This is a genomic window from Peribacillus simplex (genome assembly GCF_001578185.1).
Lineage (GTDB): Bacteria > Bacillota > Bacilli > Bacillales > DSM-1321 > Peribacillus > Peribacillus simplex_A.
Map to the genome: position 1 here is coordinate 3920556 of NZ_CP011008.1, position 21418 is coordinate 3941973.

Genomic DNA, 21418 nt, shown 5'->3' on the forward strand with positions numbered 1-21418 from the left:
GAGCTTTTTCACTGTTATTCACTTACCAGTTTTTCGGCTTTTTCAATCGCCAGCAACACTTGGGCAAAACCTGTACCGCCCGCACTGTTACGGCGTTTAACGGCTTCGTAAGGATTTAATGCATCGTAAATATCATGTCCAAACAAATCGGAGGCTTCCTGGAATTGTTCAATGCTTAGGTCTACTAAATAGCAGCCATTCTGGACACAGAACAATACAAGTTTCCCGACCACCTCGTGTGCCTTACGGAAAGGCATTCCCTTTGAAGCTAGGTAATCAGCTAATTCCGTCGCATTCGAGAAGTCATTTCTTGTTGCTTTTTCCATGACGTCCGTTTTCACTTTCATTGTTGAAATCATGCCAGCAAATATTTTAAGTGAACCAACAATGGTCTTGACCGTATCGAAAACGCCTTCTTTATCTTCTTGCATATCTTTATTATAAGCAAGCGGCAATCCTTTCAATACAGTCAATAACCCCGTTAAATTCCCATAAACCCTTCCTGTTTTACCACGAATCAATTCTGCCATATCAGGGTTTTTCTTTTGCGGCATAATGCTGCTTCCCGTTGAAAACGCATCATCCAATTCAACGAATTGGAACTCCTGGCTTGACCATAGAATGATTTCTTCGCTGAAACGGGATAAATGCATCATCATCGTCGCACTGTTGCTCATGAATTCAATAGCAAAGTCACGATCACTTACCGCATCAAGGCTGTTTTCATAAATCCCCTCAAACCCCAATAGTTCGGCACTGAGGGCACGGTCAATCGGGAAAGTCGTCCCAGCTAGCGCCCCAGCACCCAATGGAGAAACATTAATTCTTTTGAAGCTCTCGGTGAAACGCTGCTTATCACGCTCAAGCATCCAAAAATAAGCCATTAAATGGTGGGCAAATGAAATGGGCTGTGCCCGCTGTAAATGTGTATAACCTGGAATTAGTGTTTCCACATTTTTTTTGGCCTGTCCCAAAATCGCTTTTTGCAGATCATTGATGAGTTCCAGGATCACTTTTGTTTGGTTCCGCATATACAGATGAAGATCTGTTGCAACTTGGTCATTACGGCTTCTGCCTGTATGAAGCTTTCCGCCCACTGGACCAATTTCGCTTATTAGCATACTTTCCAGGTTAAGATGGATATCCTCCATCTCAACCTTAAAAGTCAATTCACCCTTTTCAGCTTTTTCCTGTAAACTTTTCAGTCCTTCAATGATCTGGTCCGCATCTTCTTCAGGTAAAATGCTGCATTGCTTTAACATGGTTACATGGGCTAAGCTGCCTTGAATATCTTCAAGGACAAGTTCCTGGTCAAAGGAGATGGAAGCTCCAAACTCATCTACCCATTCTTCGGCAGACTTGGTGAATCTCCCTCCCCAAAGCTTGCTGCTCACACTGTCACCTTCTTGTTATTGACCATGCTGTTCACTTTCGTTGGAAGTCCCCATAACTTAATGAACCCAACTGCTGCATCATGATCGAATTCGTCCGCTTTTGTATAAGTAGCCAGTTTTTCGTCATATAGAGAGTACTCGGATTTTCTTCCTTCAACAATCGCATGTCCTTTGAAAAGCTTCACACGGACTGTACCCGTTACATTTACTTGTGTTTCTTTAAGGAAAGCGGCCAATGCTTTTTGAAGCGGAGAGAACCAAAGGCCTTCATAAATCAATTCAGTCATTTTCTTCTCGATTACTGGTTTGAAGTGAGCCAATTCTTTTACAAGCGTGATATCTTCAAGCTCTTTATGTGCAGCAATTAATGTCATAGCACCTGGAGCTTCATATACTTCACGGGATTTGATTCCTACTAATCTATTTTCTACGTGATCGATACGTCCAACCCCGTGTTTACCGGCAATCTGATTCAATTCAACAATCAAGTCAGCCAATTTATAGTTTTTGTCATTCAATGTAACCGGTACACCTTGTTCAAAACCAATTTCAATGATGTCAGCAGTATCTGGCGTATTTTCAAGGCTTGTTGTCAGATCATAAGCCTCTTCTGGTGGAGCTGCCCATGGGTCTTCCAGGATTCCGCATTCGTTACTTCTTCCCCAAAGGTTTTGGTCGATCGAGAATGGACTTGCCAAGCCGATTGGAACAGGAATGCCATTTTTAGCTGCATATTCAATCTCCTCTTCACGAGACCATTTCCAATCACGAACAGGTGCAAGAACTTCTAAATCAGGATTCAATGCCGAGATGGATACTTCGAAACGCACTTGGTCATTTCCTTTTCCCGTACAACCGTGCGCAACGGCTACAGCGTTTTCCGCTTCAGCCACTTCCACTAATTTCTTAGCGATCAGCGGGCGTGATAGAGCTGAAACCAATGGATATTTCCCTTCATATAAAGTATGTGCCTGAAGAGCCGTTAATGCGAATTCATCAGCGAATTCGTCTTTCGCATCAATCACATATGAACTGACCGCACCAACAGTGATTGCTTTTTCTTTAATGAAGTCCAAATCTTTCCCTTCACCGACATCCAAGCAGCATGCTACAACTTCGTACCCTTGATCTTGTAACCATTTAATTGCAACGGAAGTATCCAAACCTCCGGAATATGCTAAAACAACTTTTTGATTTTTTCCCATTTTAATCGTCCCTTTCGTGTGAATAAAAATTCACTCAATGTTATTTTTATTCAATCTATGATTAGTACTTTATCATCTTTATAAACGGAATACAAGGGGTATTTTAAAGATTTAGCTAAATAATCCGTTAATAATTTGAGGGAATTCATACATTGGATGCTTTCGAAAGAATATAGTAAACTAAGAGTATGAAAAATCGAAAAGTGGTGGGAATATGAGAGAACTATTTACCTATGATGAACGGCTTGGCATCCCCATTCCTGATTTGAATCTGGAGTGGGATGAATATACAAAAGGCGAGCAGCAGCAAATACTCGTACAATGGGAGAATATCCGAGGGAGCATACCGGACCGCATCAAGGAACTGGAATCCACCATTAACCGAAAGCAGTTTCAGCTCTCCGATGAAAGTAATTTCACCAAATCATGCCAGCTCAATTCCGAAATTGCGGAACTTGCTTCCATCATCAATGATTTATGGCTTTGGTATCGCACCAATCAAGGCGTGAGTGAAAAGATGCATAATTAAGGCCTATTCCATGCAAAAAAAGCCACAGTTTAAAACTGTGGCTTTTTTTGCATCCCTCTTATAAATCCTTCCGAAGCTCACCAACGACATGTCCCAATTCCGGGAGAATCAATTTATTCATCGCAAGCCGAACCGCCCCCGTTGAACCCGGGGTGGAAAAAACCGCTTTGTTGTTCACGACCCCAGCAATCGCCCTCGATAGTATGGCTGCAGAACCGATATCCTCTTGAAAGCTGAGCATTCGGAAAATCTCGCCAAAACCCGGAATTTCCCTTGTCATCAATTCTTGAACCGCCTCGATCGTTACATCCCTATTGGCGATGCCCGTGCCACCGTTTGTTAATATGACATCCACCTTGCTGCTTTGGCTGCCAACTGTGACCGCAGCTTGAATCGCTTCCCTTTCATCCTTTACAATTTCATATTCCGTCACTTCATGCCCATTCGATTTCAATAATTCCACCATCAGTGCCCCGCTTTTATCCGTTTCTTCATTACGCGTATCACTAACGGTTATCACCATGCAGCGAATTTCCTCCGTGAAGCCTTCTTTATGATCCCTGACACTCATTCTTCTTCAGCCTTCTTCTTCTGTAAATACCGATATTGATAGAACTTCTGCGCAAATTCACTGACATTCCGGGTCATTTGATAATTGGCCCCAGCCCCGATGGCCATGCTGATGAATGGAATGCCCCGAACCAATTTTTTTCGAAAGACAGTTATGGATATGGCTTTCAACAGCTGCTTCAACGGCTGTTCCATCCAGGTCGGATTTGTAAGTTCTTCGATTCCTAAATAAAAATAGTCATCATCCGCGTTCTGGACTTCCCGGATCAATTCTTCCCAGGCCATCCCTTGAAGTCTCTTTGGCATCGCTCCTGCATTGAATACCTTAAGGGCCATCATCATTTCAAAAGGCGTATTCACCTCAACACCATAAGACATCGCAATCAGCTGTACGATCCTGACATTGATGACCGTCATGGCCGGAATATCACTCCCTAACAGGAGCAGGCTACCAGATCCGCTTACACCGCCTTGTGCAAATGAATACAACCGATGCTTTGCGATATGCTGGTTGGCTATGTAATTCAACTGATCGATCGATAAGTGATTCAAGTCATCCAGCGTTTCGATATCTTCCTTAAACAAGCGCGCAGATGCTAAAATCCGCTCTCTTGCATCTATTTGGATTTGTGAGCTCTGAACCATGGCATGCAAATGAAAAAGCCAAGTATCAAGCTTTTCAAAAAACTGTTGTTGGACGTTATCTGGAAGCAGCTCAAAACCCTGCTCTAACCATTTATCATACAATGCTGACAAATCTTTTCGCTCATATTGATAAAGATTTTCCTGCCATTCACTAATTTCATTCCAAATTTTAATTTCCCGATTCGTGAATTCCATGCATCAAGCCTCCTATGTACAGAATTGGTGGATTCTCCCTTAAGTATACCATAGAGGATGGCTTTTCAAGAAAGATGATGAGGGGCAAGAAGGTGCGATTGAGGGTGAAACCATTTGAATCAATGCTTTCATGGAAAAGATCCCTTACCAATAGATAAGGGATCTTTATAAAAAATCATGAAGTCATGTTTTCGCTAAAAGCCAATCTCATGGTATCCCTGACAATCATGATTTCTTCATTAGTGGGAATGACCATCACTTTCACGGGGGAATAAGGTGTATTGATGAAGGCTTCCTTACCCGAGGTACGGTTGAGATCCTTATCCCAATATACCCCCATGAATTCAAGTCCCTCCAAGATTCGCCCCCTAATGGCTTGACTGTTTTCACCGATGCCCGCTGTAAAAATGATGCCGTCCACACCCCCCATTTTAGCCGAATAGGAACCTATGTACTTGTGAATCCGATCTGCAAAAACTTCAAGTGCGAGTACAGCACGATCATTGCCTTTATCCGCTTCCACTTGTATATCGCGCAGGTCGCTGGAAAACCCGGAAAGGGCTAGAATGCCGCTTTTCTTATTCAGGACATCCAGCACTTCATCAGCCGTTTTTCCCGTCTTCTCCATGATATATGGAATCAGCGCAGGGTCGATGTTGCCTGAACGCGTCCCCATTGTAACACCGGCCAATGGTGTAAATCCCATTGATGTATCAATCGATTTACCGCCCTTTATGGCCGTAATGCTTGCACCATTCCCTAAATGGCAGGATAACAAGCGAAGCTGTTCGATTGGGCGGCCAATCATTGCTGCAGCCCGCTGCGACACATATTTATGTGAAGTACCATGAAACCCATATTTCCTTATTCCATAGTTTTCATAATATTCAAAGGGTAAGCTGTACAAATATGAATCTGCAGCCATCGTTTGATGAAAGGCAGTATCGAATACGGCAACAGCAGGAACATCAAGTATTTGCCTGAAGGCTTTGATTCCCGTGATATTGGCGGGATTATGAAGGGGTGCCAACTCGGAAAGCTTTTCGATTTCCTCTATTACTTCCACCGTAATCAAGACGGAGTCACTGAACACCTCACCACCATGCACAACCCGATGCCCTACGCCATCTATCTCTTCAAAGGATTCAATGATGCGATGGTAAATCAGCTTTTTCAATAAAAGCCCTACTGCCACTTCATAGTTGGGTATATGCACCGTTTCAGATACCTTTTTGCCTTCGACGCTCAAAGTGAATGTGGAATTTTTCAAGCCAATCCTTTCTACAAGACCCTTTGTAATTACGTTTTCACTTGGCATCTCAAAAAGTTGAAACTTCAATGAAGAGCTGCCAGCATTAATAGCCATGATTTTTGACATCCATCCTGCTCCTTTACTCTAAGCTAGTTCTTCCAATGATCATCTCAACGAAACATGCAGTGTATTGTACAATTTTATCATGGCGAGCGGATACAACCAAATAAAAACCAAAAATTAGGAATAAAAAAAATGAAAGCCAATGCCTGTGGCATCAGCTTTCATTGACTACTTTTCCTCTTTAAACCAATCATCCATCTGCTGCATGACAGAGCTTGTCGCTTCGAAATCCGATAACTTCGGAAGTTGTACGAGCAGTGCCTTCTTCGGAGCTTCGATACCCTCTTTTTTCTTTTGAAGGATCAGGATGCTTTTCGCAGCCGCTTCACTCTTAAACATGGAAAGCGGCAGTTGCACCATCCCTTGGATATGTGTATGCTTCTTCAGGAAATCATTGAGTTTCGGCGCTTCCTCCGAGACGAACAGGTTATTAGGGACAATGAAGAAAAGGTGTCCGCCATCCTTCACATGTTTAACACTTTGCTCAATAAACAAATGGTGTGCATATGAATGTCCATTATCGGCCTTCAATTCATATTCAGCTGCACGCACATCATTCGGATAATAACCAATCGGCAAATCACTGACCACAACATCGGAAGGATCGATGAAAAGTGGCTCCAAGCTGTCCTGGTTGAAAAATTGCAGCGGATGTTCTTGCAGGTTGGCACCTGCATAAGCAAGCCTGATCAAGGTTTCATCAATCTCGACACCATATGATGCGATACTTTTATCAGTAAGTTGATTCAAGATCGCAAATAGTAAATTCCCCGTTCCGACAGCTGGATCCAGCATGACCAATTCTTTTTGATCCTTGGTGAATTTACCGACTAAATAGCTGACGAACATGCCGACTGCATCCGGGGTCATATGATGATTCGGTTGGACGCTCTCCTGCATGCCTTTTAAAATAGCAAGCTGGTACGCTTTACGAATTGCTTCCTTCTCATATTTCTCTGGTGAAAAATCTCCATAATGCTTAACTAACCTTTTCTTCGATACTTCACTGATTTCCTCCTGCAGGACTTTCCCCTGGAAGAAGTTCTCACCCGTTTCACCTAGGGCATCCAGATACGTACATGATAATTCACTTTGCAATATTTGGGCTGTTTCATCAAATTCATAAAATAATTGTTCAACTGGGGTAGACTTCACTTATTAATTCCTCCTGTTTGCTTCTGTCCTTATTTTATAGGTAAGAAGAAAGAGATACAAGTCGTACGTCCTGCTTAACATTCTTCGTTTGTTTAACGTACTGTTTTCCTATTTGAAAGTCCGTATATTTAGAATCGAGCCACTCTTTTTTAAAAGTTTTTAAAAATTGGTAAGTAAATGGTAAATATGTTCATTTCGAGTGTAGATGACTAGGGGGAAGTGTTATTTGGATGATGCTAAAAAAGATTCTAAATTGGGGATTTTTTGTTTTCATTTTCCTGTACGGGATATTAACTGTTCTTTGGATTATCTTTGTGATTTCACTTGGTTGGTTAGAATTTAATAACCAATGAACTATATTCTCCTTTTAAACATTAAAACAAAAAAACCGGACACATTGCGTCCGGTTTCTAAGAATTCGCATCTTATTTTGCTGCTTTAGCCGCTTCGATTGCACCCTCGTAATTTGGATGGTTGGTACCTTCACTAACATATTCTACATATGTGATTTCATCATTGCTGTTTACAACGAACACCGAGCGTGCCAATAGTCGAAGTTCTTGCATGACGACACCATAGGCTTCACCGAATGAAAGGTCACGGTGATCGGAAAGAACTTGAACATTGTCCAGGCCACTAGCAGCACACCAGCGTTTTTGCGCGAAAGGAAGATCGTTACTGATCGTCAGAACTTTTACATTATCCAATTTTGCCGCTTCTTCATTGAATTTACGTGTCTGTGCATCACATACACCTGTATCGACAGATGGAACTACACTGATGATGCGGACAGAACCTTTGGAGTCGCTCAATGTAACCGGTGATAAGTCATTAGCCAATACCGTAAAATCAGGTGCTTTGTCCCCAACTTTTAGTTCTGATCCCACTAAAGTGACCGGGTTGTTTTTAAATGTAACTGAAGCCATTAAAAATTCCTCCTCTTTCTGCTATATGTACAAGCATAATAATATTTGTTTTACCGGAATTTTGCAATTAATTGAATTAGGAAAAGTGAATTGGCGGTTCACATGTGTGGAAAATCAAGCATTAAAGTGGTGTAAGCATATTACAGCAAAAAGAAAACTCGGCGGATGCCGAGTCGCAGTTAGAAATCTAAATCCTGTTTAGGTTCTTGGTACCTCTTTACGTTTGTTTGACTGCTACTGCTGCCTTGCCTTTGATTACTACTTTCTTTTTTGGATAGCATGGACTGAATCTTATCGACGACTTGAGGAGCTAAATCCATCATTTTTTCGAGAAGATGCGTACCTTCATCAAGATGAATCATTTTCACCCCGTGGGAACCGACAATCAAAAAGGCAATTGGTGTTATGGAAACCCCACCGCCGCTACCGCCGCCAAAAGGCTGCTTGGAATCACCTTGATGTGCTTGATGGTTTCCATCCATTACAAATTCGCTGCCACCGGCTGCAAAACCAAAACCAACTTTGGATACGGTTAAAATGACACTTCCATCCGGAGTCTCCACCGGATCACCGATGATCGTGTTCACATCGACCATTTCTTTCAGATTTTCCATCGCTTCTTTCATTAAACCTTGAATCGGATGATCTGACATTTAAATTCCTCCACTCTAGAACGATTGTTTATTGGAATCACCTGATAGCTTCGCTAATTTCCTGGACCTGAAATGCGGTTTTCCGCCTTTCCAATAACGAAGCAGTTTTATTCCAGTCACCATAGCCTGCCCGATTCTAAATTGTAATATGCAGGAAATCGACGTATTGGCCTGCCATCTTTGAAAGTCAGGTGTAATGGAATATGCGGGCATGATCCGGAAGTTGAAATAGGTTGTCAGCAAACCGATGATTGAGCCTTTAAGCGCCCAGCATGCACCTGTTAAAACACCGGTATGTGCAGCGTTTTTAGTACCGACAATACTATGCCAGCTGAATTTTTTAACTTGGATTTTCCCTGTGAACTGACGGACGACCCTATGAAATCCGACCATATGCTGAAGCAACTCCTTCATGTCAGCGAATCCGTCACGCAAATCTTCGGGTGTGATTTTTTTCTTTTCTTCCTTTTCGGTTTTTCCGTTCATTTCTTGCTCTTCCTTTACTACTATAGCTGCCGAGTCATCATCCTTTTTAATGACCGGGACTTTGAATGTATAGTGAATAAGTCCATACCAAGCTGATAATTTAATATGTATTTTGTCATTCGTTTGGACACGTTTGTAGTCAATGTATACTCTTACTTTTGTGAAAATAATAATAAGCAGCACCAAAATGAGGATACCTATAATCAGCAAAACCCACATCATGCACCCACACCCCTTCAGCCTATCATTATCGGCAAATGCAAAAAAAAATAAACCTGCAAAAGCGAAAAACACGCTCTTACAGATTCATGAATGAAAAATATCATCTTCTGATCAAAACAACACCCGTGTCTGCAAAGACATCATGCAAAGCCTGTTTCTTCGGTAATAAGCCTGCCAGGAGATAGCCAATCCAAGTAACTTTTGAAATATATCGGCCAATCAGCTCCCTGAACAATATCGTACCCCAAGAAATGGTTTTTGTCTCTTCCCTCAATGTAACGACTTTCAGTCCAAAAATCATCTTACCAAGGGTTTGGTTCAAGAATTTGGTCATCAAAACAAAGTATAAGAAGAATACGATCCCTGTTAGTAAGCCTTCTGCGGAAAACCAAAGATCATCTGTCCCTTCATAAAACTTGAAGATGGGATGAATCAAAATCCGATTCAAACTTCCGATAACCAACAAATCAGCTAAATAGGCCCAAAATCTCATCCAAAATCCAGCAAAATGCACTCTCTTGACTCCGCCATCCTCCACGGCCTGCTTGGCTGGCGTAAATTCCTGCTGAACGGCAACCTCTTGATCTGCCAGTACATTGGATGCAGCGATTTGTTCATTGTTTTCATTTCGTTCCGTCATCCTTCAGCCCCCCTATTCCGCATACAAATACATTAAGCGTGGAGAATTTGAAGAGGAAAGGATTTTTGTCAAGACGGCCGTTTCCACATCATTCCCCAACATTTTTTGCGCTCCCATACTGAATAATGAACCGAAGCCTGCCTCATCGGTATAGCGGATAACTTGAGCATCTTTTTTACCGATATCAGTTTTCATCGCGGCAATTACATCATCCAAATGGCCGAAATCATCTATTAAATGGTTTTCTTTAGCCTGACGCCCATCATAAATGCGGCCATCAGCAATTTTGCGTACTTCATTCTCTGTCATACCTCGTCCATCGGCAATGACTTTTACAAATTGATCATAAGAATTATTAATCATATTTTGCAGTATTTCACGTTCTTCTCCAGTCATTTCCCGAGTTGGGCTCATAATATCTTTGTGTGGTCCGCTTTTGATGGTTTCGAACTCAACGCCATACTTCTTGGCCAGCTTCTCGTAATTATACCCATGCATGATGACACCTAGTGAACCCGTCATCGTTTCTGGGCTGGCGTAAATCTTATCGGCTGGCGCAGAAATATAATATCCGCCGGAAGCCGCCATTGATCCCATTGAAACATAGACAGGTTTTTTCACTTTTTTAATATCAAGGATCTTATCATAGATCTCAGCACTTTCTACGACACCGCCGCCAGGAGAATTCACCCTTAGTATGATTCCTTTAATATCATCATTTTCCTCTGCCATCTTCAGCTTATCCATGAAGGCACGGTGATTATATGTTGCTGAACTTAGTAATGAAGCGTCTCCTGTATCTTGAATCGTTCCCTCTACATCGAATACTGCAATAACATTAGAAAAATCATCGCCTTCTATGACTTCCTCGTTAAATGCACTTTCAGAAGCAAATAATTCATCAATGATATTTTCCGTATCCGCTGTAAATAGAGTTGTAGCCGTCCCTACAGCAATAGAGACAAAAAATAAAACGGCTGCAATTCCAAGTGCCGCCCAACGTTTTCCATTCATCTGTTTTCCCCCTTAAATATATGTATCCTTCTTATCATACGAACTTCATACATTAATGTTTCATTCCATGATAAACTAGACATATAAAATTGTAGCAAATAATCCTCTAATTGGAAATGCATCGGTGCATTTTGCACGATCTGCATTTACCTGAACAGGAAAAGGAAAGCCCTTTCATCACCAATCATACTAGGGGGGAACATGATGAACACTCGCAGGAATATTTATTTTTTCCATGCACCTAATGCAGAAATACTTAACAAGATCGAATACTTATCGGACTTAGCGAAACAGCATTCATATGAAGTCATCCAAGATTTCACAAAGGCCAACATCATCGTAAGCATAGGTGATGACGGCACATTCCTGCAGGCAGCCCGTAAAACCGGGTTCAGGGATGATTGTTTATATGCAGGCATTTCCACCACAGGTAACTTGAATATGTATTGCGATTTCCACTTGGAAGACACGGATAAAATGATCGATGCCATGACAAGAGAGCAAATCGAGGTGCGTAAATATCCAACAATCGATATCCAGTTGGACGATCAGCCCTCCTTTTATGCCCTCAATGAACTCAGTATCCGGACTTCCATAACCAAAACGTTCATCATGGATATTTTCATTGATCAACTCCATTTTGAAACTTTTCGCGGCGACGGAATCATCATTGCGACCCCGACCGGAAGCACCGCCTATAATAAATCGGTAAACGGGGCCGTTGTGGATCCGCTTCTCCCTTGTTTTCAAGTGAGCGAGCTCGCATCCATCAATAATAATTCCTATCGGACCCTAGGTTCTTCATTCATCCTAAGCGGCGATAGGACGTTGACCGTCCACCTTGAACAAAACGGGCCAAGCTACCCGATCATCGGAATGGACAATGAAGCATTAAGCATCAATCATGTTGAAAAGGTCAAGGTCCGGTTAAGCGGTAAAGTCATCAAGACCGTTAAGCTTAAGGATAATTCCTTTTGGGAAAAGGTGAAAAGGACCTTTCTTTGAACTAACTAATAAAGGTACCGGATATGTCCGGTACCTTTTATATATGGTAAAAATCTTTCGTATTTTGATGAAGGATTTCATAGACATCCTCAATTGGCAATCCTTTAATCGAAGCAATTTGACGAACACTTTCATGCATCATGCCCGGGTGCGTCCATTTCCCTTTGAAAACCCCTTCAAACGGCCATGGGCCATCCGTTTCAATCATCATCAGCTTAAGTGGGTATGCAAAAACCAATTCCTGTATTTCCCTCTCATAACAAACATCAGGTGTAATCGAAATTCGGTACCCCTTTTCGGCCATTCTTTCGACTGTCCTGATATCACCTTTAAACCAATGAAAGTGTGCCTTTGTGATTTGATGCTTATCCAAAAGGTCGCAAACGATGGGGGCATCGCCATAGACGGCATGAAGGATAACCGGCTTTTCAACCTCTTTAGCAAAAGCAAGCAACCTTTCCAGTATCTCTACATAACCTGACGTATCCATATTGGGATTTTCCTGCCTTAAGTAATACGGGAGTCCGATCTCACCTACAGCAACCATATTATGACGATGTTCCCGCATCCAATACAATAATTCGTTCACTTCCTCTTTACTCGGGAGGGGCTGCTCGGGATGAAAGCCGAAGGCAGGCTTAATTCGTGAATCTTTGAGTGAAAGCTGGTCATTGTTTATGGAAGAGGTTAAATTCATGGAAACTGTCACCAATGATTCCAAATGCACCTTTTCCATATCAGAGAGAATCTGCTTCTGTTCACTTTCATCATACCTATCCAAATGGATATGGCTGTCGATGATCTTCATTTTCAATTTCCTCCTGACTTAAGAAAGGGTTGGCTTTAGTGCGGCATATAATTCTCTCTTCAAATTTAAAAATTCATCACTTAGAAATTGTTCCTCACTTCTTGGCCTTGGAAATGGAACTTTCACTTCTTTGATGACAGCAGCCGGTTTTGCTGATAACACATAAATTCTATCTGAAAGGAAAACCGCTTCATCTATGCTGTGGGTAACAAAAAGCACAGATCTCCGATTTTGTTCCCAAACAGACAAAAGCCATTTTTGCATTTCCAATCTTGTTAGTTCATCCAGAGCAGAAAAGGGTTCGTCCAGGCACATCAAGTCCTGTTGACTTAAAATGCTTCGAATGAAAGCGGCCCTTTGCTTCATGCCCCCAGATAATTCATGCGGATATGCCTTCACATACTCTTCTAATCCAGCTTTCAACAAAAGGGCTTTTGCCATTTCTTTGTCTCTTATCCCAGCAAGCTCACTTCCAAGCAAAACATTATCCAACACCGTTCTCCAAGGTAAAAGGGATGGCTGCTGCGGCATATAGCTTATATGGCCCTTAAAGCCATTTATCTTTTTACCATCCAACGAAATGATGCCCTGATCCGGCTTCAAAATACCGCCTATCAAGTGGAACAACGTACTTTTACCGCTGCCAGATGGTCCTAGGATTGTGACAAATTCCCCATCATCTACATGGAAATTCATATTCTCTAAAATATTCTGTTTACCATCGAAAGAAAAGGAGACATCTTTAATTTCCAGCATCATCCCTTTCACCCTCCTTTCTCTTCCATGAAACTAAATATTTCTCCAGGAATGTGATGATTCCAAAAAAGAGAAGGCTCATTCCCATAATGATGAAAATGGCAACAAACACCCGATCTGTCCGAAACGCGGAGGAAGCGAGCGTCATATAAACACCAATCCCGGATTTAGCCCCAAGCCATTCCGAAATAACCGCACCCATTATACTATAGGTGGCCGAAATTTTTAGGCCTGAGAAAATGAACGGGATCGAGTGGGGAAGTTCCAGCTTCCAAAATAACTGGTTTTTCCCCGCTCCCATCATCTTGAAATAATGCTTAAGTTCGTAAGGTGTCTGGCGAAAACCGTCCAATGAAGCGACCGCAACCGGAAAAAAACATACCAGTGAAATCACAATTAACTTAGGAAGCATGCCAAAGCCAAACCAGATCACTAAAAGCGGTGCCAAAACTATGATTGGTATATTTTGCGAGAGTATGAGCAGAGGATAAACCGCGTCCTTCACACCTGGAAATAGGTGTAAGATTGCAGCAATTAATAACCCGATACAGCTTCCAATAAGAAAACCCGATAACGCAAGCTCAGTTGTTGATATAAGGTGTCCAAAAAGATTACGGGACGACTCAATTCCTTCAATGAAAATGGCTGATGGAGCGGGAAGCAGCCATTTTTCAACCTTTAATAAGACTGTCATTGACTCCCATACTATCAGCAAACATAATAAAAGAAAGAAGGGTGCCCCCTTCTTCCAAATTCCCCTTTTGATCATGCCCGATATTTCTCCGTTAACGTATCCATCGTAATCCCGCTTGGCTGATATAGTATCTTCACTTGGGAAATGACATTCGGCGAGCCTAATTCAATCATTCTTACATTCATTTTTTCTATCACGGCAAAAAGCTCGGATAGCTCACCCTCCATTGTTGTTTCTAGCGGGTGAACCTCATACTTGACACCTGATTCATCAATGATCTTGATTGCTTCATCGACCATGGGGATGACATTTTCCCCTTTAGGAATGATTTGTATACTAATTAATGAAGTGGCCATTGTATTTCCTCCTATTTTGGTAAAAATTCATTGGTAAATGCCTTTTCAGGATTGAAATCACCTTCAAGAAGCTTATTTTCCTTCATCCAATCACTATAATTCTTCCAGATTTCAAGCTTTTGTTCACCCCAACGCGGAGCATCATCCTGATACTTATCTGCAAGCCACTCCTGGCTTTTCTTCACTAGTTTTGGATCTAGATCAGGTGCAGACTTAATTAATATGTCCGCTGCTGCATCAGGATTCTTAATTGCAAACTGGTACCCTTTCGAAGCTGCATGAACGAATGCTTTAACAGTCTCAGGATCCTCTTTAATCATCTTTTCATTTGTTGTCAAAACAGGCGTATAGTAATCAAGCTTATCAGAGTATTCGGTTAAGTAAACCATATTAAGCTTTTCATTCCGCAACTCAGCCTCGATACCTGTCCACCCATAATAAATCCAGGCGAAATCTATATCCCTTTTAACCGAAGTGAAAAAATCTGTGTCCCCTGTATTCACTATATCCACTTTATTTACATCGGCATTTTCTTTTTTCATAAGTGAATCAATAATGGCCTTTTCAACTGGAGACCCCCAGCCACCATACGTTTTCCCTTCAAAATCCTTGGGAGTTTTAATGTTTTTTGCCGCAGGTGAAGCGAATCCAGAGGTATTATGCTGGATGACAGCAGCTAGCGAAACAATCGGAACGCCTTGCACGCGGGCCTGCGTAATGCCCTCCTGGTAGCTCACGCCAAATTCAGATTTCCCTGAAGCCACAAGTTTATCAGCTCCAGCTTCGCCTGGCATGATAATTTCCACATCCAGACCTTGTTCTTTGAAATACCCTTTTTCCTTAGCTACATACAATCCTGTATGGTTTGTATTCGGTGTCCAATCAAGCACGACCGATACCTTTTTTAATTCTTTATTGCCTTCTTTTTTAGATGATTCTTCTTTTTCATTAGTTCCGCCTGCCCCACATCCAGCCAAAAGGAACAACGAAGTTAACAGTGGTAAGAATTTATTCAAACTATTATCCTCCTACACATCATATAAGATCCATATGCCGAAACCATAATGAGGCGCCAGGGTCCATTCCAATACCGGTAAAAAAACAAAAAACGCCCGAAGATGAATTCGGACGTTTAACATACAAAACAGAAAGTCAGTAATAATATGTTCCCTCCGCTGGCATCATCCAGATCAGGTTCAAAGAGTCAGCATCTAAAGGACGCAATCTCAGCCAGCAGTACTGGCCCCCCTACATTTCTCGCACATATGAACTTTTCTCTCCCATTATATCAATTCATGGAGAAAAAGGAATACTAATTTGCTTCTTCTCATTAATTGGAAAGGTTTCCCTTGCGTAAAGGATATCTAGCAAAACATCATGCCATTCCAATCCTTCTCGCTTACGTGCCTGACACGTTCAAAGAGTCATTTCCTTGCAGGTATTCATATAATGAGCATAACCTGTGGACATTTTTTGTGTACTGGTTTTATAAGCCCTTAATTTCAAAAGCAAAAGGTGGATATGATCATGATAAAGATTAATCACAAATTATTAGATGTCAGTCACATCCAACCAGGTATAGCATCTGCTAAATCGCTTGTAATTCTCCAATTGCTAGCGGAAGATTCTAACATTTTTGAATATCGGAGCTTTGGATACCTTAATTTCGATATACAACTGAGGCACCGAGTCATCGAGGCAGCTTTTGCGTTGGATAAAAGTGATGCAGAATTTTCCACACTTGAGGAATCGGCATCCAATAAACAATATTGGCGCCTTTCAAAGGATGGCACCTTTACCCTTCAGCCAGGGATTGCCCCTCATGTTGCACTCCTGGACATTTTCTTGAATGGAACGCTTTACGCTTTCGAATGCGGTACAGCGATAGTCGTCACTTTTTTAAAGGCCATTTTGGATTTAATCGGCCCTAGGAATTTCGACTATCTTTTTTCAAGCTTATTTCTATATGACTGGCGCCCTCCGAAGAATATGGCTCTTCATGTTCATCAAGGAACGGATTATTTACCAGGGGATTGCCTTTACTTCAAAAACCCCGATCACGATGAGGAAACACCTGAATGGCAAGGTGAGAATGCAATATTATTAGGAGAAGACCTCTTTTATGGCCACGGGATCGGGATTACCAATGCAGAGGGTATCATCGATGAACTAAATAGCAATAGAAAGCCGAATGCCGCCATCTCAGCATTCCTAACAAAGCATATCATTAGCTTGGATAGTTCCTACTATAGACAATTCCAACCAACTATCTCCCGTGCAAAGCCCGTTCACGGTCTTGTTACCCTATCTGATTTGATTGTTTCTGAAATAGGTCCGAAGATTTACCTTTCATGACTCAAGCAATTCTCCTGCCGTAAAACCGGTTTCTTTAAATATCGGCAATTAAAAAATGCTTGGGGATGGAACCACCAAGCATTTTTTCTTATTCACGCACCGATGTTCCCTTTGCCTTTAAACCTCCGTGCACTTGCCTGACCCCATTTCGTAATGGATAGTGTATAAACAGCCAAGGCTGACCATATGAACAAAAAGGCTAAAAGATGCGCTTTTGTAAAACTTTCGTGATAGACGAATACCCCGATCAATAAGGATAAGGTCGGAGCGATATACTGAAAAATCCCAAGCATCGATAACGGGATCTTCTCCGCCCCCTTTGCAAAATATAAAAGAGGCAAGGCCGTGACAATCCCACCGCCCACCAACAGCAAGCTTGTGCTTCCTGCTGTAAAGAATTGCATTTCTGATTGGTTCATCAAGTATATCAGGTAACCCAGGGCAAGAGGCGTTACCATCATCGTTTCGAGCGTCAGCCCGATCGCCGATTCGGCTTTGATCATTTTTTTTGCCAGGCCGTATAATCCAAAGGTCATGGCCAAAACAAGAGAGACCCACGGGATCGTACCGAAATGAATGCCTAGGATCAAGACCCCGATTCCTGCAAGCAGGAACGACATGATCTGTGCCCCGCTCAATTTTTCTTTTAAAACTATCACTCCCAATAGTACACTGACTAGCGGATTGATATAATATCCAAGGCTCGTGTCAAGGATCCGTCCTGAGTTAACGGCCCAGATGAACACTCCCCAATTAGCTGTAACGAGCAGTGAGGCCGTTAGTAACGCCGCAAAGAGTTTGGGATTTCCCAATATGTTTTTGACATAATCAAGAAACGCTTGTCGTTTTTTCATGAACATCAATAAAACCAGCATGAAGACGAAAGACCATAATACCCTCTGAGCCAAGATTTCTGTAGCTCCGACTCCCTGAAGGAACTTCCAGTAAATTGGCACGACTCCCCACATCATATAAGAAAGGGCTGCATAGATCGCCCCTTCTTTTTGTTCATCCACTTTCATAACCTGCCTTCTTTCCATTAATTCCTTTATCGAATTCTAACTATTTTGCGTATCCATTTCTTTTTTTGCAACTGTTATTTTTTATCATACATGATTCTGTCATCGATGACCGTCATGACCGCCTCAACTTTCAGGAGATCATCCGGCGCAACAGCAAAGACATCCAGATTAAACACGGTAAAATCTGCATCGTACCCTTTGATGATCTGACCGCGGCGTTTTTCCTGGCCGATTGCTGCAGCACTCCCTTTTGTATAAAGTGCGAAGGCATCATGAACGGAGAGCCTTTCATCCAAGCCATATACGGTACTGTCCTCACTGTTGATTTTCGTCCTTGTGACAGCAGCATGGATGCCCAAAATTGGATTTAATGGCTCTATAGGCGCATCTGACCCTCCCGCACAAATGATGCCCATATTCAAATAGGTTTTCCAGGCATAGGAGGAATCCAATAGATTGGCTGGAACCTTTTCTTCCACCCACGGAAAATCAGACGTGACGAAACCTGGTTGGATATCAAATATGACCTCCAGTTTTGCCGCCCGCTCCAGCAGCTCCGGCCGGACGATCTGCGCATGGATGAGCCGGTCCCTCTGTCCCTCCTTTGGGGGGATGGCTTCAATTGCATTCACGACATATTCAAAAGCGAGATCGCCAATGGCATGGACAGCAATCGGCATTCCGGCATCCCTTGCTTTTTTCACCCATTCCTGAAGCTCATGCTCAGTAAATATCGCGACACCGTTCGTATCCCTTTGATCTGCATAGGGTTCGCTTAACAGGGCTGTGCGTCCGCCTAAGGAGCCGTCGGTAAATATCTTCATGCTATCGAACTTGATATATCGCGTACCTTCTTGATAGCTGCCGCCTGCTTTCAGCATTTCTTCTAACGCTTCGTGATGGACGAGTAAATTGGCGCGAAAGGCCATTTCCCTGTCCTCGATTACCGATTTAAACGCCTGATATGTCGGAAGGAAGCCATTATAGTAATGGAGGTCTTCAGTATGTCCGCCAGTCAAACCTAGCTTATATGCGTCTTCTATGGCCTCTATGAGTGCGTTTTCGATATACTCTTGGTCAATGCCAGGAAGGCTGTCTAAAATCAGGTTCTGCGCCTGGTTTTCTTTAAATAAACCATTTAACCGTCCTTCTGGATAGCGGCAGATCACCCCGCCTGACGGTTCTTTTATACCTTCTTTAATACCCGCTTCCAAAAGGGCGCAGGAATTGACCACCAAGGCATGGCGGCAGATCCTTTTCAATACGATGGGATGTTCTGTCGATATCGCGTCAAGCTCATCCCGTAAAATCAATTCAGGACTGGGCCATTCATTTTCATTCCACCCTTCGGCAACAATCCACTTTCCAGCAGGGGTCTTTGAGCACTTTTCCTTCAAGGCATCCATGATGGACTCCCTGCTATCCATCAAAGAGAGGTCTAGACGAAGCAGTCTTTCACCATGCCCGACCAAATGAAGGTGACTATCCACTAACCCTGGCAGCATCGTTTGTCCTTTTAAGTCGATTTCCCTGGAAATATTGCCGGCATATTTACGTTCTAAATAGTCAATGCTGCCGGTATCAACAATTACCCCCTTTTCAGTGAAGAGTGCCTCCACTTGATCTTTTTCTTTAATCATCGTATAAATCGCCCCATTGAACCATAACGTTCCCATCCCGCTCTACACTCCTTATTAAATGATTCTTTCCCTTCAGATATGCAGTAAGTGTACCATCTCAATTCACGGATTCCCATATTTATGATTATGCAAGCCTCTGTTAATAAAAAAAACGTCAGCCGGGGGCTGACGGAAATACTTTCGTTAATTATTAAGTAGTGCTTCTTCCCTTTTCCGTAAATCCACCCGTTTGATTTTACCCGATGTCGTTTTGGGAAGCTCATCTAAAAATTCGATTTTCCTTGGATATTTATATGGAGCAGTCAATTCTTTTACGTGCGATTGAAGCGTTTTGATCAAATCTTGGCTGTCCGGATCGATATCATCCATCAAGACGACATACGCCTTGACCACATTTCCCCTTATTTCATCAGGACTTGCTATAACGGCACACTCTTTCACATATGGATGCTTAACGAGTGCATCTTCCACTTCAAAAGGTCCAATGGTATATCCCGAACTGATGATGATATCATCAGTTCGACCCTCAAACCAGAAATAACCATCTTCATCCATTTTCGCCTGATCGCCGGTGATATAATAGTCCCCACGGAATTGCTTCGATGTCCGCTCGGGATCTTTAAAATATTCTTTAAAGAGAGCAGGTGTATCGATATGTACGGCAATATCCCCCACTATACCAGGAGAACAGGGTTTACCGGAATCATCAATGATTTCCACATGGTTGCCGGGAGTCGGTTTGCCCATGGAGCCCAATTTAATATCCATGCCTTTTGTTACACCTACCAAAAGGGTATTTTCGGTTTGTCCATATCCATCGCGCACTTCAATATGGAAATGGTTTTTAAAGACCTCGAACACTTTTTGATTTAAAGGCTCTCCCGCTGATACTGCACTATGAAGATGGGATAAATCATAGTCATCAAGGTTATCCACCTTTGCCATCAACCGATACTCGGTTGGTGTGCAGCATAACGCATTCACTTTGTATCCCTGAAGCAGCTGAAGATATTTTTTCGCCTCGAACTTCCCATGATAGGCAAGACCTGTTGCACCCGTTCCCAATACAGCCAGGAAAGGACTCCAGATCCACTTTTGCCACCCTGGGCCTGCCGTTGCCCAAACCACATCCCCTTCGCTGATGCCCAGCCAGTTTGCAGCAGACGTTTTTAAATGGGCATAAGCCCATCCATGTGTATGGACAACCCCTTTTGGATTACCTGTCGTTCCGGAAGTATACGATAAGAACGCCATATCCTCACTCTTCGTGTCGGCCATTGGCAGCTGATCGGATTCATCATCGGCAAGCTCATTCAAATCCAGCCAATTTTCCATTCGTTTTCCGATTGAAAACTTCAGAAGGCTTTCTGCTCCCTCTATTTCATTCAATTCATGAGTATATTCATGAAAACTGACGATTCCTTTAACATCACCGTGGTTGACTCGATACTGCAAGTCCTTGGCACGAAGCATTTCAGAACAAGGGATGACAATCATGCCAATTTTCAATGCGGCTAAATACACTTGATAGGCTTCTACCAAACGAGGGATTATAATAAGGACCGTATCACCTTTACCAAGCCCTTTTTTCTTGAAGGCATTTCCAATTTTATTTGCACTCTTTAATAAATTCTCATATGTAAGTTGTTTTTTGTCTCCGGTTTCGTTCTCCCAGAGGACGGCAACTTTTTCTGGATCTTTTGCAAAACGTTCCATTTCACTCACTAAGTTGTAATGTTCCGGAGCCAATAAGTCTTCACGCTTCATATTCTT

The 21418-nt window shown here is 42.4% G+C and carries 22 protein-coding genes and 1 riboswitch; of the genes, 3 read left to right on the top strand and 19 right to left on the bottom strand.

The features are described 5' to 3' along the window. Positions 1-14: 14 nt before the first annotated feature. On the bottom strand, positions 15-1394 hold the full coding sequence (gene argH, locus UP17_RS18280) for an argininosuccinate lyase (protein WP_061464376.1): 1380 nt from the start codon (positions 1392-1394) through the stop codon (positions 15-17). Continuing rightward, positions 1391-2599, bottom strand: a complete 1209-nt coding sequence (locus tag UP17_RS18285; protein WP_061464377.1) for an argininosuccinate synthase — start codon at positions 2597-2599, stop codon at positions 1391-1393. Before UP17_RS18285 ends, argH begins: the two co-directional genes overlap by 4 nt. A 214-nt stretch (positions 2600-2813) precedes the next feature. Between UP17_RS18285 and UP17_RS18290 the strand changes: the two genes are divergently transcribed. Further along, positions 2814-3128 carry a hypothetical protein gene (locus UP17_RS18290; protein WP_061464378.1) on the top strand — a complete coding sequence of 105 codons (315 nt, stop codon included), beginning with the start codon at positions 2814-2816 and terminating at the stop codon, positions 3126-3128. Positions 3129-3186: 58 nt separating this feature from the next. Here the strand turns inward: UP17_RS18290 and UP17_RS18295 are convergent, their stop codons facing one another. From UP17_RS18295 to sppA, 9 genes are all read right to left on the bottom strand, one after another. Then, entirely contained in the window at positions 3187-3699 is a 513-nt protein-coding gene (locus UP17_RS18295) for a MogA/MoaB family molybdenum cofactor biosynthesis protein (protein WP_061464379.1), read from the bottom strand. Next, complete coding sequence (locus UP17_RS18300) at positions 3696-4538, bottom strand: EcsC family protein (RefSeq protein ID WP_061464380.1); 843 nt, start codon at positions 4536-4538, stop codon at positions 3696-3698. The genes UP17_RS18295 and UP17_RS18300 overlap by 4 nt, the downstream gene beginning before the upstream one ends. 175 nt (positions 4539-4713) lie before the next feature. Beyond that, complete coding sequence (locus UP17_RS18305; RefSeq protein ID WP_061464381.1) at positions 4714-5916, bottom strand: acetate kinase; 1203 nt, start codon at positions 5914-5916, stop codon at positions 4714-4716. Between the two features lie 165 nt (positions 5917-6081). After that, entirely contained in the window at positions 6082-7068 is a 987-nt protein-coding gene (locus UP17_RS18310; RefSeq protein ID WP_061464382.1) for a class I SAM-dependent methyltransferase, read from the bottom strand. Between the two features lie 425 nt (positions 7069-7493). Continuing rightward, on the bottom strand, positions 7494-7994 hold the full coding sequence (gene tpx, locus UP17_RS18315) for a thiol peroxidase (protein ID WP_061464383.1): 501 nt from the start codon (positions 7992-7994) through the stop codon (positions 7494-7496). 179 nt (positions 7995-8173) lie between these two features. After that, positions 8174-8647: a GerW family sporulation protein gene (gene ytfJ / locus UP17_RS18320; RefSeq protein ID WP_061464384.1), complete on the bottom strand. Its 474-nt coding sequence runs from the start codon at positions 8645-8647 to the stop codon at positions 8174-8176. 15 nt (positions 8648-8662) lie between these two features. Beyond that, entirely contained in the window at positions 8663-9355 is a 693-nt protein-coding gene (locus UP17_RS18325; RefSeq protein WP_061464385.1) for a DUF2953 domain-containing protein, read from the bottom strand. 100 nt (positions 9356-9455) lie between these two features. Further along, the gene (locus tag UP17_RS18330; RefSeq protein ID WP_081108881.1) at positions 9456-9995 is read right to left on the bottom strand and encodes an RDD family protein; all 540 of its coding nucleotides are present in this window, start codon (positions 9993-9995) and stop codon (positions 9456-9458) included. A gap of 12 nt (positions 9996-10007) precedes the next feature. Beyond that, positions 10008-11009, bottom strand: a complete 1002-nt coding sequence (gene sppA / locus UP17_RS18335) for a signal peptide peptidase SppA (protein WP_061464386.1) — start codon at positions 11007-11009, stop codon at positions 10008-10010. Between the two features lie 204 nt (positions 11010-11213). On the opposite strand from sppA, the gene UP17_RS18340 reads away from it, so the two are divergent. Further along, complete coding sequence (locus UP17_RS18340; RefSeq protein WP_061464387.1) at positions 11214-12014, top strand: NAD kinase; 801 nt, start codon at positions 11214-11216, stop codon at positions 12012-12014. A gap of 37 nt (positions 12015-12051) precedes the next feature. Here UP17_RS18340 and UP17_RS18345 read toward each other — a convergent pair whose 3' ends face one another. From UP17_RS18345 to UP17_RS18365, 5 genes are read right to left on the bottom strand one after another with little or no spacing between them, the layout of a single operon-like run. Further along, positions 12052-12822 (bottom strand): TatD family hydrolase, encoded by a 771-nt coding sequence (locus tag UP17_RS18345; protein ID WP_061464388.1) that lies wholly within the window; start codon positions 12820-12822, stop codon positions 12052-12054. Positions 12823-12840: 18 nt separating this feature from the next. Further along, positions 12841-13581 carry an ABC transporter ATP-binding protein gene (locus tag UP17_RS18350; RefSeq protein WP_061464389.1) on the bottom strand — a complete coding sequence of 247 codons (741 nt, stop codon included), beginning with the start codon at positions 13579-13581 and terminating at the stop codon, positions 12841-12843. Then, complete coding sequence (locus UP17_RS18355) at positions 13565-14347, bottom strand: ABC transporter permease (protein ID WP_061464390.1); 783 nt, start codon at positions 14345-14347, stop codon at positions 13565-13567. The genes UP17_RS18350 and UP17_RS18355 overlap by 17 nt, the downstream gene beginning before the upstream one ends. Beyond that, the gene (locus UP17_RS18360; protein ID WP_061464391.1) at positions 14344-14628 is read right to left on the bottom strand and encodes a thiamine-binding protein; all 285 of its coding nucleotides are present in this window, start codon (positions 14626-14628) and stop codon (positions 14344-14346) included. The genes UP17_RS18355 and UP17_RS18360 overlap by 4 nt, the downstream gene beginning before the upstream one ends. An 11-nt stretch (positions 14629-14639) precedes the next feature. Beyond that, positions 14640-15644 (bottom strand): ABC transporter substrate-binding protein, encoded by a 1005-nt coding sequence (locus UP17_RS18365; RefSeq protein WP_061464392.1) that lies wholly within the window; start codon positions 15642-15644, stop codon positions 14640-14642. A 134-nt stretch (positions 15645-15778) separates the two neighbouring features. Beyond that, a riboswitch (TPP riboswitch) is annotated at positions 15779-15888 on the bottom strand. Positions 15889-16155: 267 nt separating this feature from the next. On the opposite strand from UP17_RS18365, the gene UP17_RS18375 reads away from it, so the two are divergent. Continuing rightward, positions 16156-16983, top strand: coding sequence for a protein-glutamine gamma-glutamyltransferase (locus UP17_RS18375; protein ID WP_250211692.1), 828 nt, complete (start codon positions 16156-16158; stop codon positions 16981-16983). Positions 16984-17075: 92 nt separating this feature from the next. Here UP17_RS18375 and rarD read toward each other — a convergent pair whose 3' ends face one another. The 3 genes from rarD to mbcS all read right to left on the bottom strand — a co-directional run bounded on the left by rarD (position 17076) and on the right by mbcS (position 21412). Beyond that, positions 17076-18005 (bottom strand): EamA family transporter RarD, encoded by a 930-nt coding sequence (gene rarD / locus UP17_RS18380; RefSeq protein ID WP_061464394.1) that lies wholly within the window; start codon positions 18003-18005, stop codon positions 17076-17078. 74 nt (positions 18006-18079) lie between these two features. Then, positions 18080-19681: an amidohydrolase gene (locus UP17_RS18385; RefSeq protein WP_061464395.1), complete on the bottom strand. Its 1602-nt coding sequence runs from the start codon at positions 19679-19681 to the stop codon at positions 18080-18082. Between the two features lie 147 nt (positions 19682-19828). Continuing rightward, positions 19829-21412 carry an acyl-CoA synthetase MbcS gene (gene mbcS / locus UP17_RS18390; RefSeq protein WP_061464396.1) on the bottom strand — a complete coding sequence of 528 codons (1584 nt, stop codon included), beginning with the start codon at positions 21410-21412 and terminating at the stop codon, positions 19829-19831. Between the last annotated feature and the right edge of the window lie 6 nt (positions 21413-21418).

Coding starts and splice junctions, on each gene's coding strand:
- UP17_RS18295 (WP_061464379.1), bottom strand. CDS start 3,699: ATGAGTGTCAGGGATCATAAAGAAGGCTTCACGGAGGAAATTCGCTGC.
- UP17_RS18345 (WP_061464388.1), bottom strand. CDS start 12,822: ATGAAGATCATCGACAGCCATATCCATTTGGATAGGTATGATGAAAGT.
- UP17_RS18290 (WP_061464378.1), top strand. CDS start 2,814: ATGAGAGAACTATTTACCTATGATGAACGGCTTGGCATCCCCATTCCT.
- UP17_RS18360 (WP_061464391.1), bottom strand. CDS start 14,628: ATGGCCACTTCATTAATTAGTATACAAATCATTCCTAAAGGGGAAAAT.
- UP17_RS18385 (WP_061464395.1), bottom strand. CDS start 19,681: ATGGGAACGTTATGGTTCAATGGGGCGATTTATACGATGATTAAAGAA.
- UP17_RS18325 (WP_061464385.1), bottom strand. CDS start 9,355: ATGATGTGGGTTTTGCTGATTATAGGTATCCTCATTTTGGTGCTGCTT.
- UP17_RS18355 (WP_061464390.1), bottom strand. CDS start 14,347: ATGATCAAAAGGGGAATTTGGAAGAAGGGGGCACCCTTCTTTCTTTTA.
- UP17_RS18340 (WP_061464387.1), top strand. CDS start 11,214: ATGAACACTCGCAGGAATATTTATTTTTTCCATGCACCTAATGCAGAA.
- UP17_RS18350 (WP_061464389.1), bottom strand. CDS start 13,581: ATGATGCTGGAAATTAAAGATGTCTCCTTTTCTTTCGATGGTAAACAG.
- sppA (WP_061464386.1), bottom strand. CDS start 11,009: ATGAATGGAAAACGTTGGGCGGCACTTGGAATTGCAGCCGTTTTATTT.
- UP17_RS18305 (WP_061464381.1), bottom strand. CDS start 5,916: ATGTCAAAAATCATGGCTATTAATGCTGGCAGCTCTTCATTGAAGTTT.
- rarD (WP_061464394.1), bottom strand. CDS start 18,005: ATGAAAGTGGATGAACAAAAAGAAGGGGCGATCTATGCAGCCCTTTCT.
- mbcS (WP_061464396.1), bottom strand. CDS start 21,412: ATGAAGCGTGAAGACTTATTGGCTCCGGAACATTACAACTTAGTGAGT.
- UP17_RS18285 (WP_061464377.1), bottom strand. CDS start 2,599: ATGGGAAAAAATCAAAAAGTTGTTTTAGCATATTCCGGAGGTTTGGAT.
- UP17_RS18330 (WP_081108881.1), bottom strand. CDS start 9,995: ATGACGGAACGAAATGAAAACAATGAACAAATCGCTGCATCCAATGTA.
- UP17_RS18375 (WP_250211692.1), top strand. CDS start 16,156: ATGATAAAGATTAATCACAAATTATTAGATGTCAGTCACATCCAACCA.
- ytfJ (WP_061464384.1), bottom strand. CDS start 8,647: ATGTCAGATCATCCGATTCAAGGTTTAATGAAAGAAGCGATGGAAAAT.
- tpx (WP_061464383.1), bottom strand. CDS start 7,994: ATGGCTTCAGTTACATTTAAAAACAACCCGGTCACTTTAGTGGGATCA.
- UP17_RS18300 (WP_061464380.1), bottom strand. CDS start 4,538: ATGGAATTCACGAATCGGGAAATTAAAATTTGGAATGAAATTAGTGAA.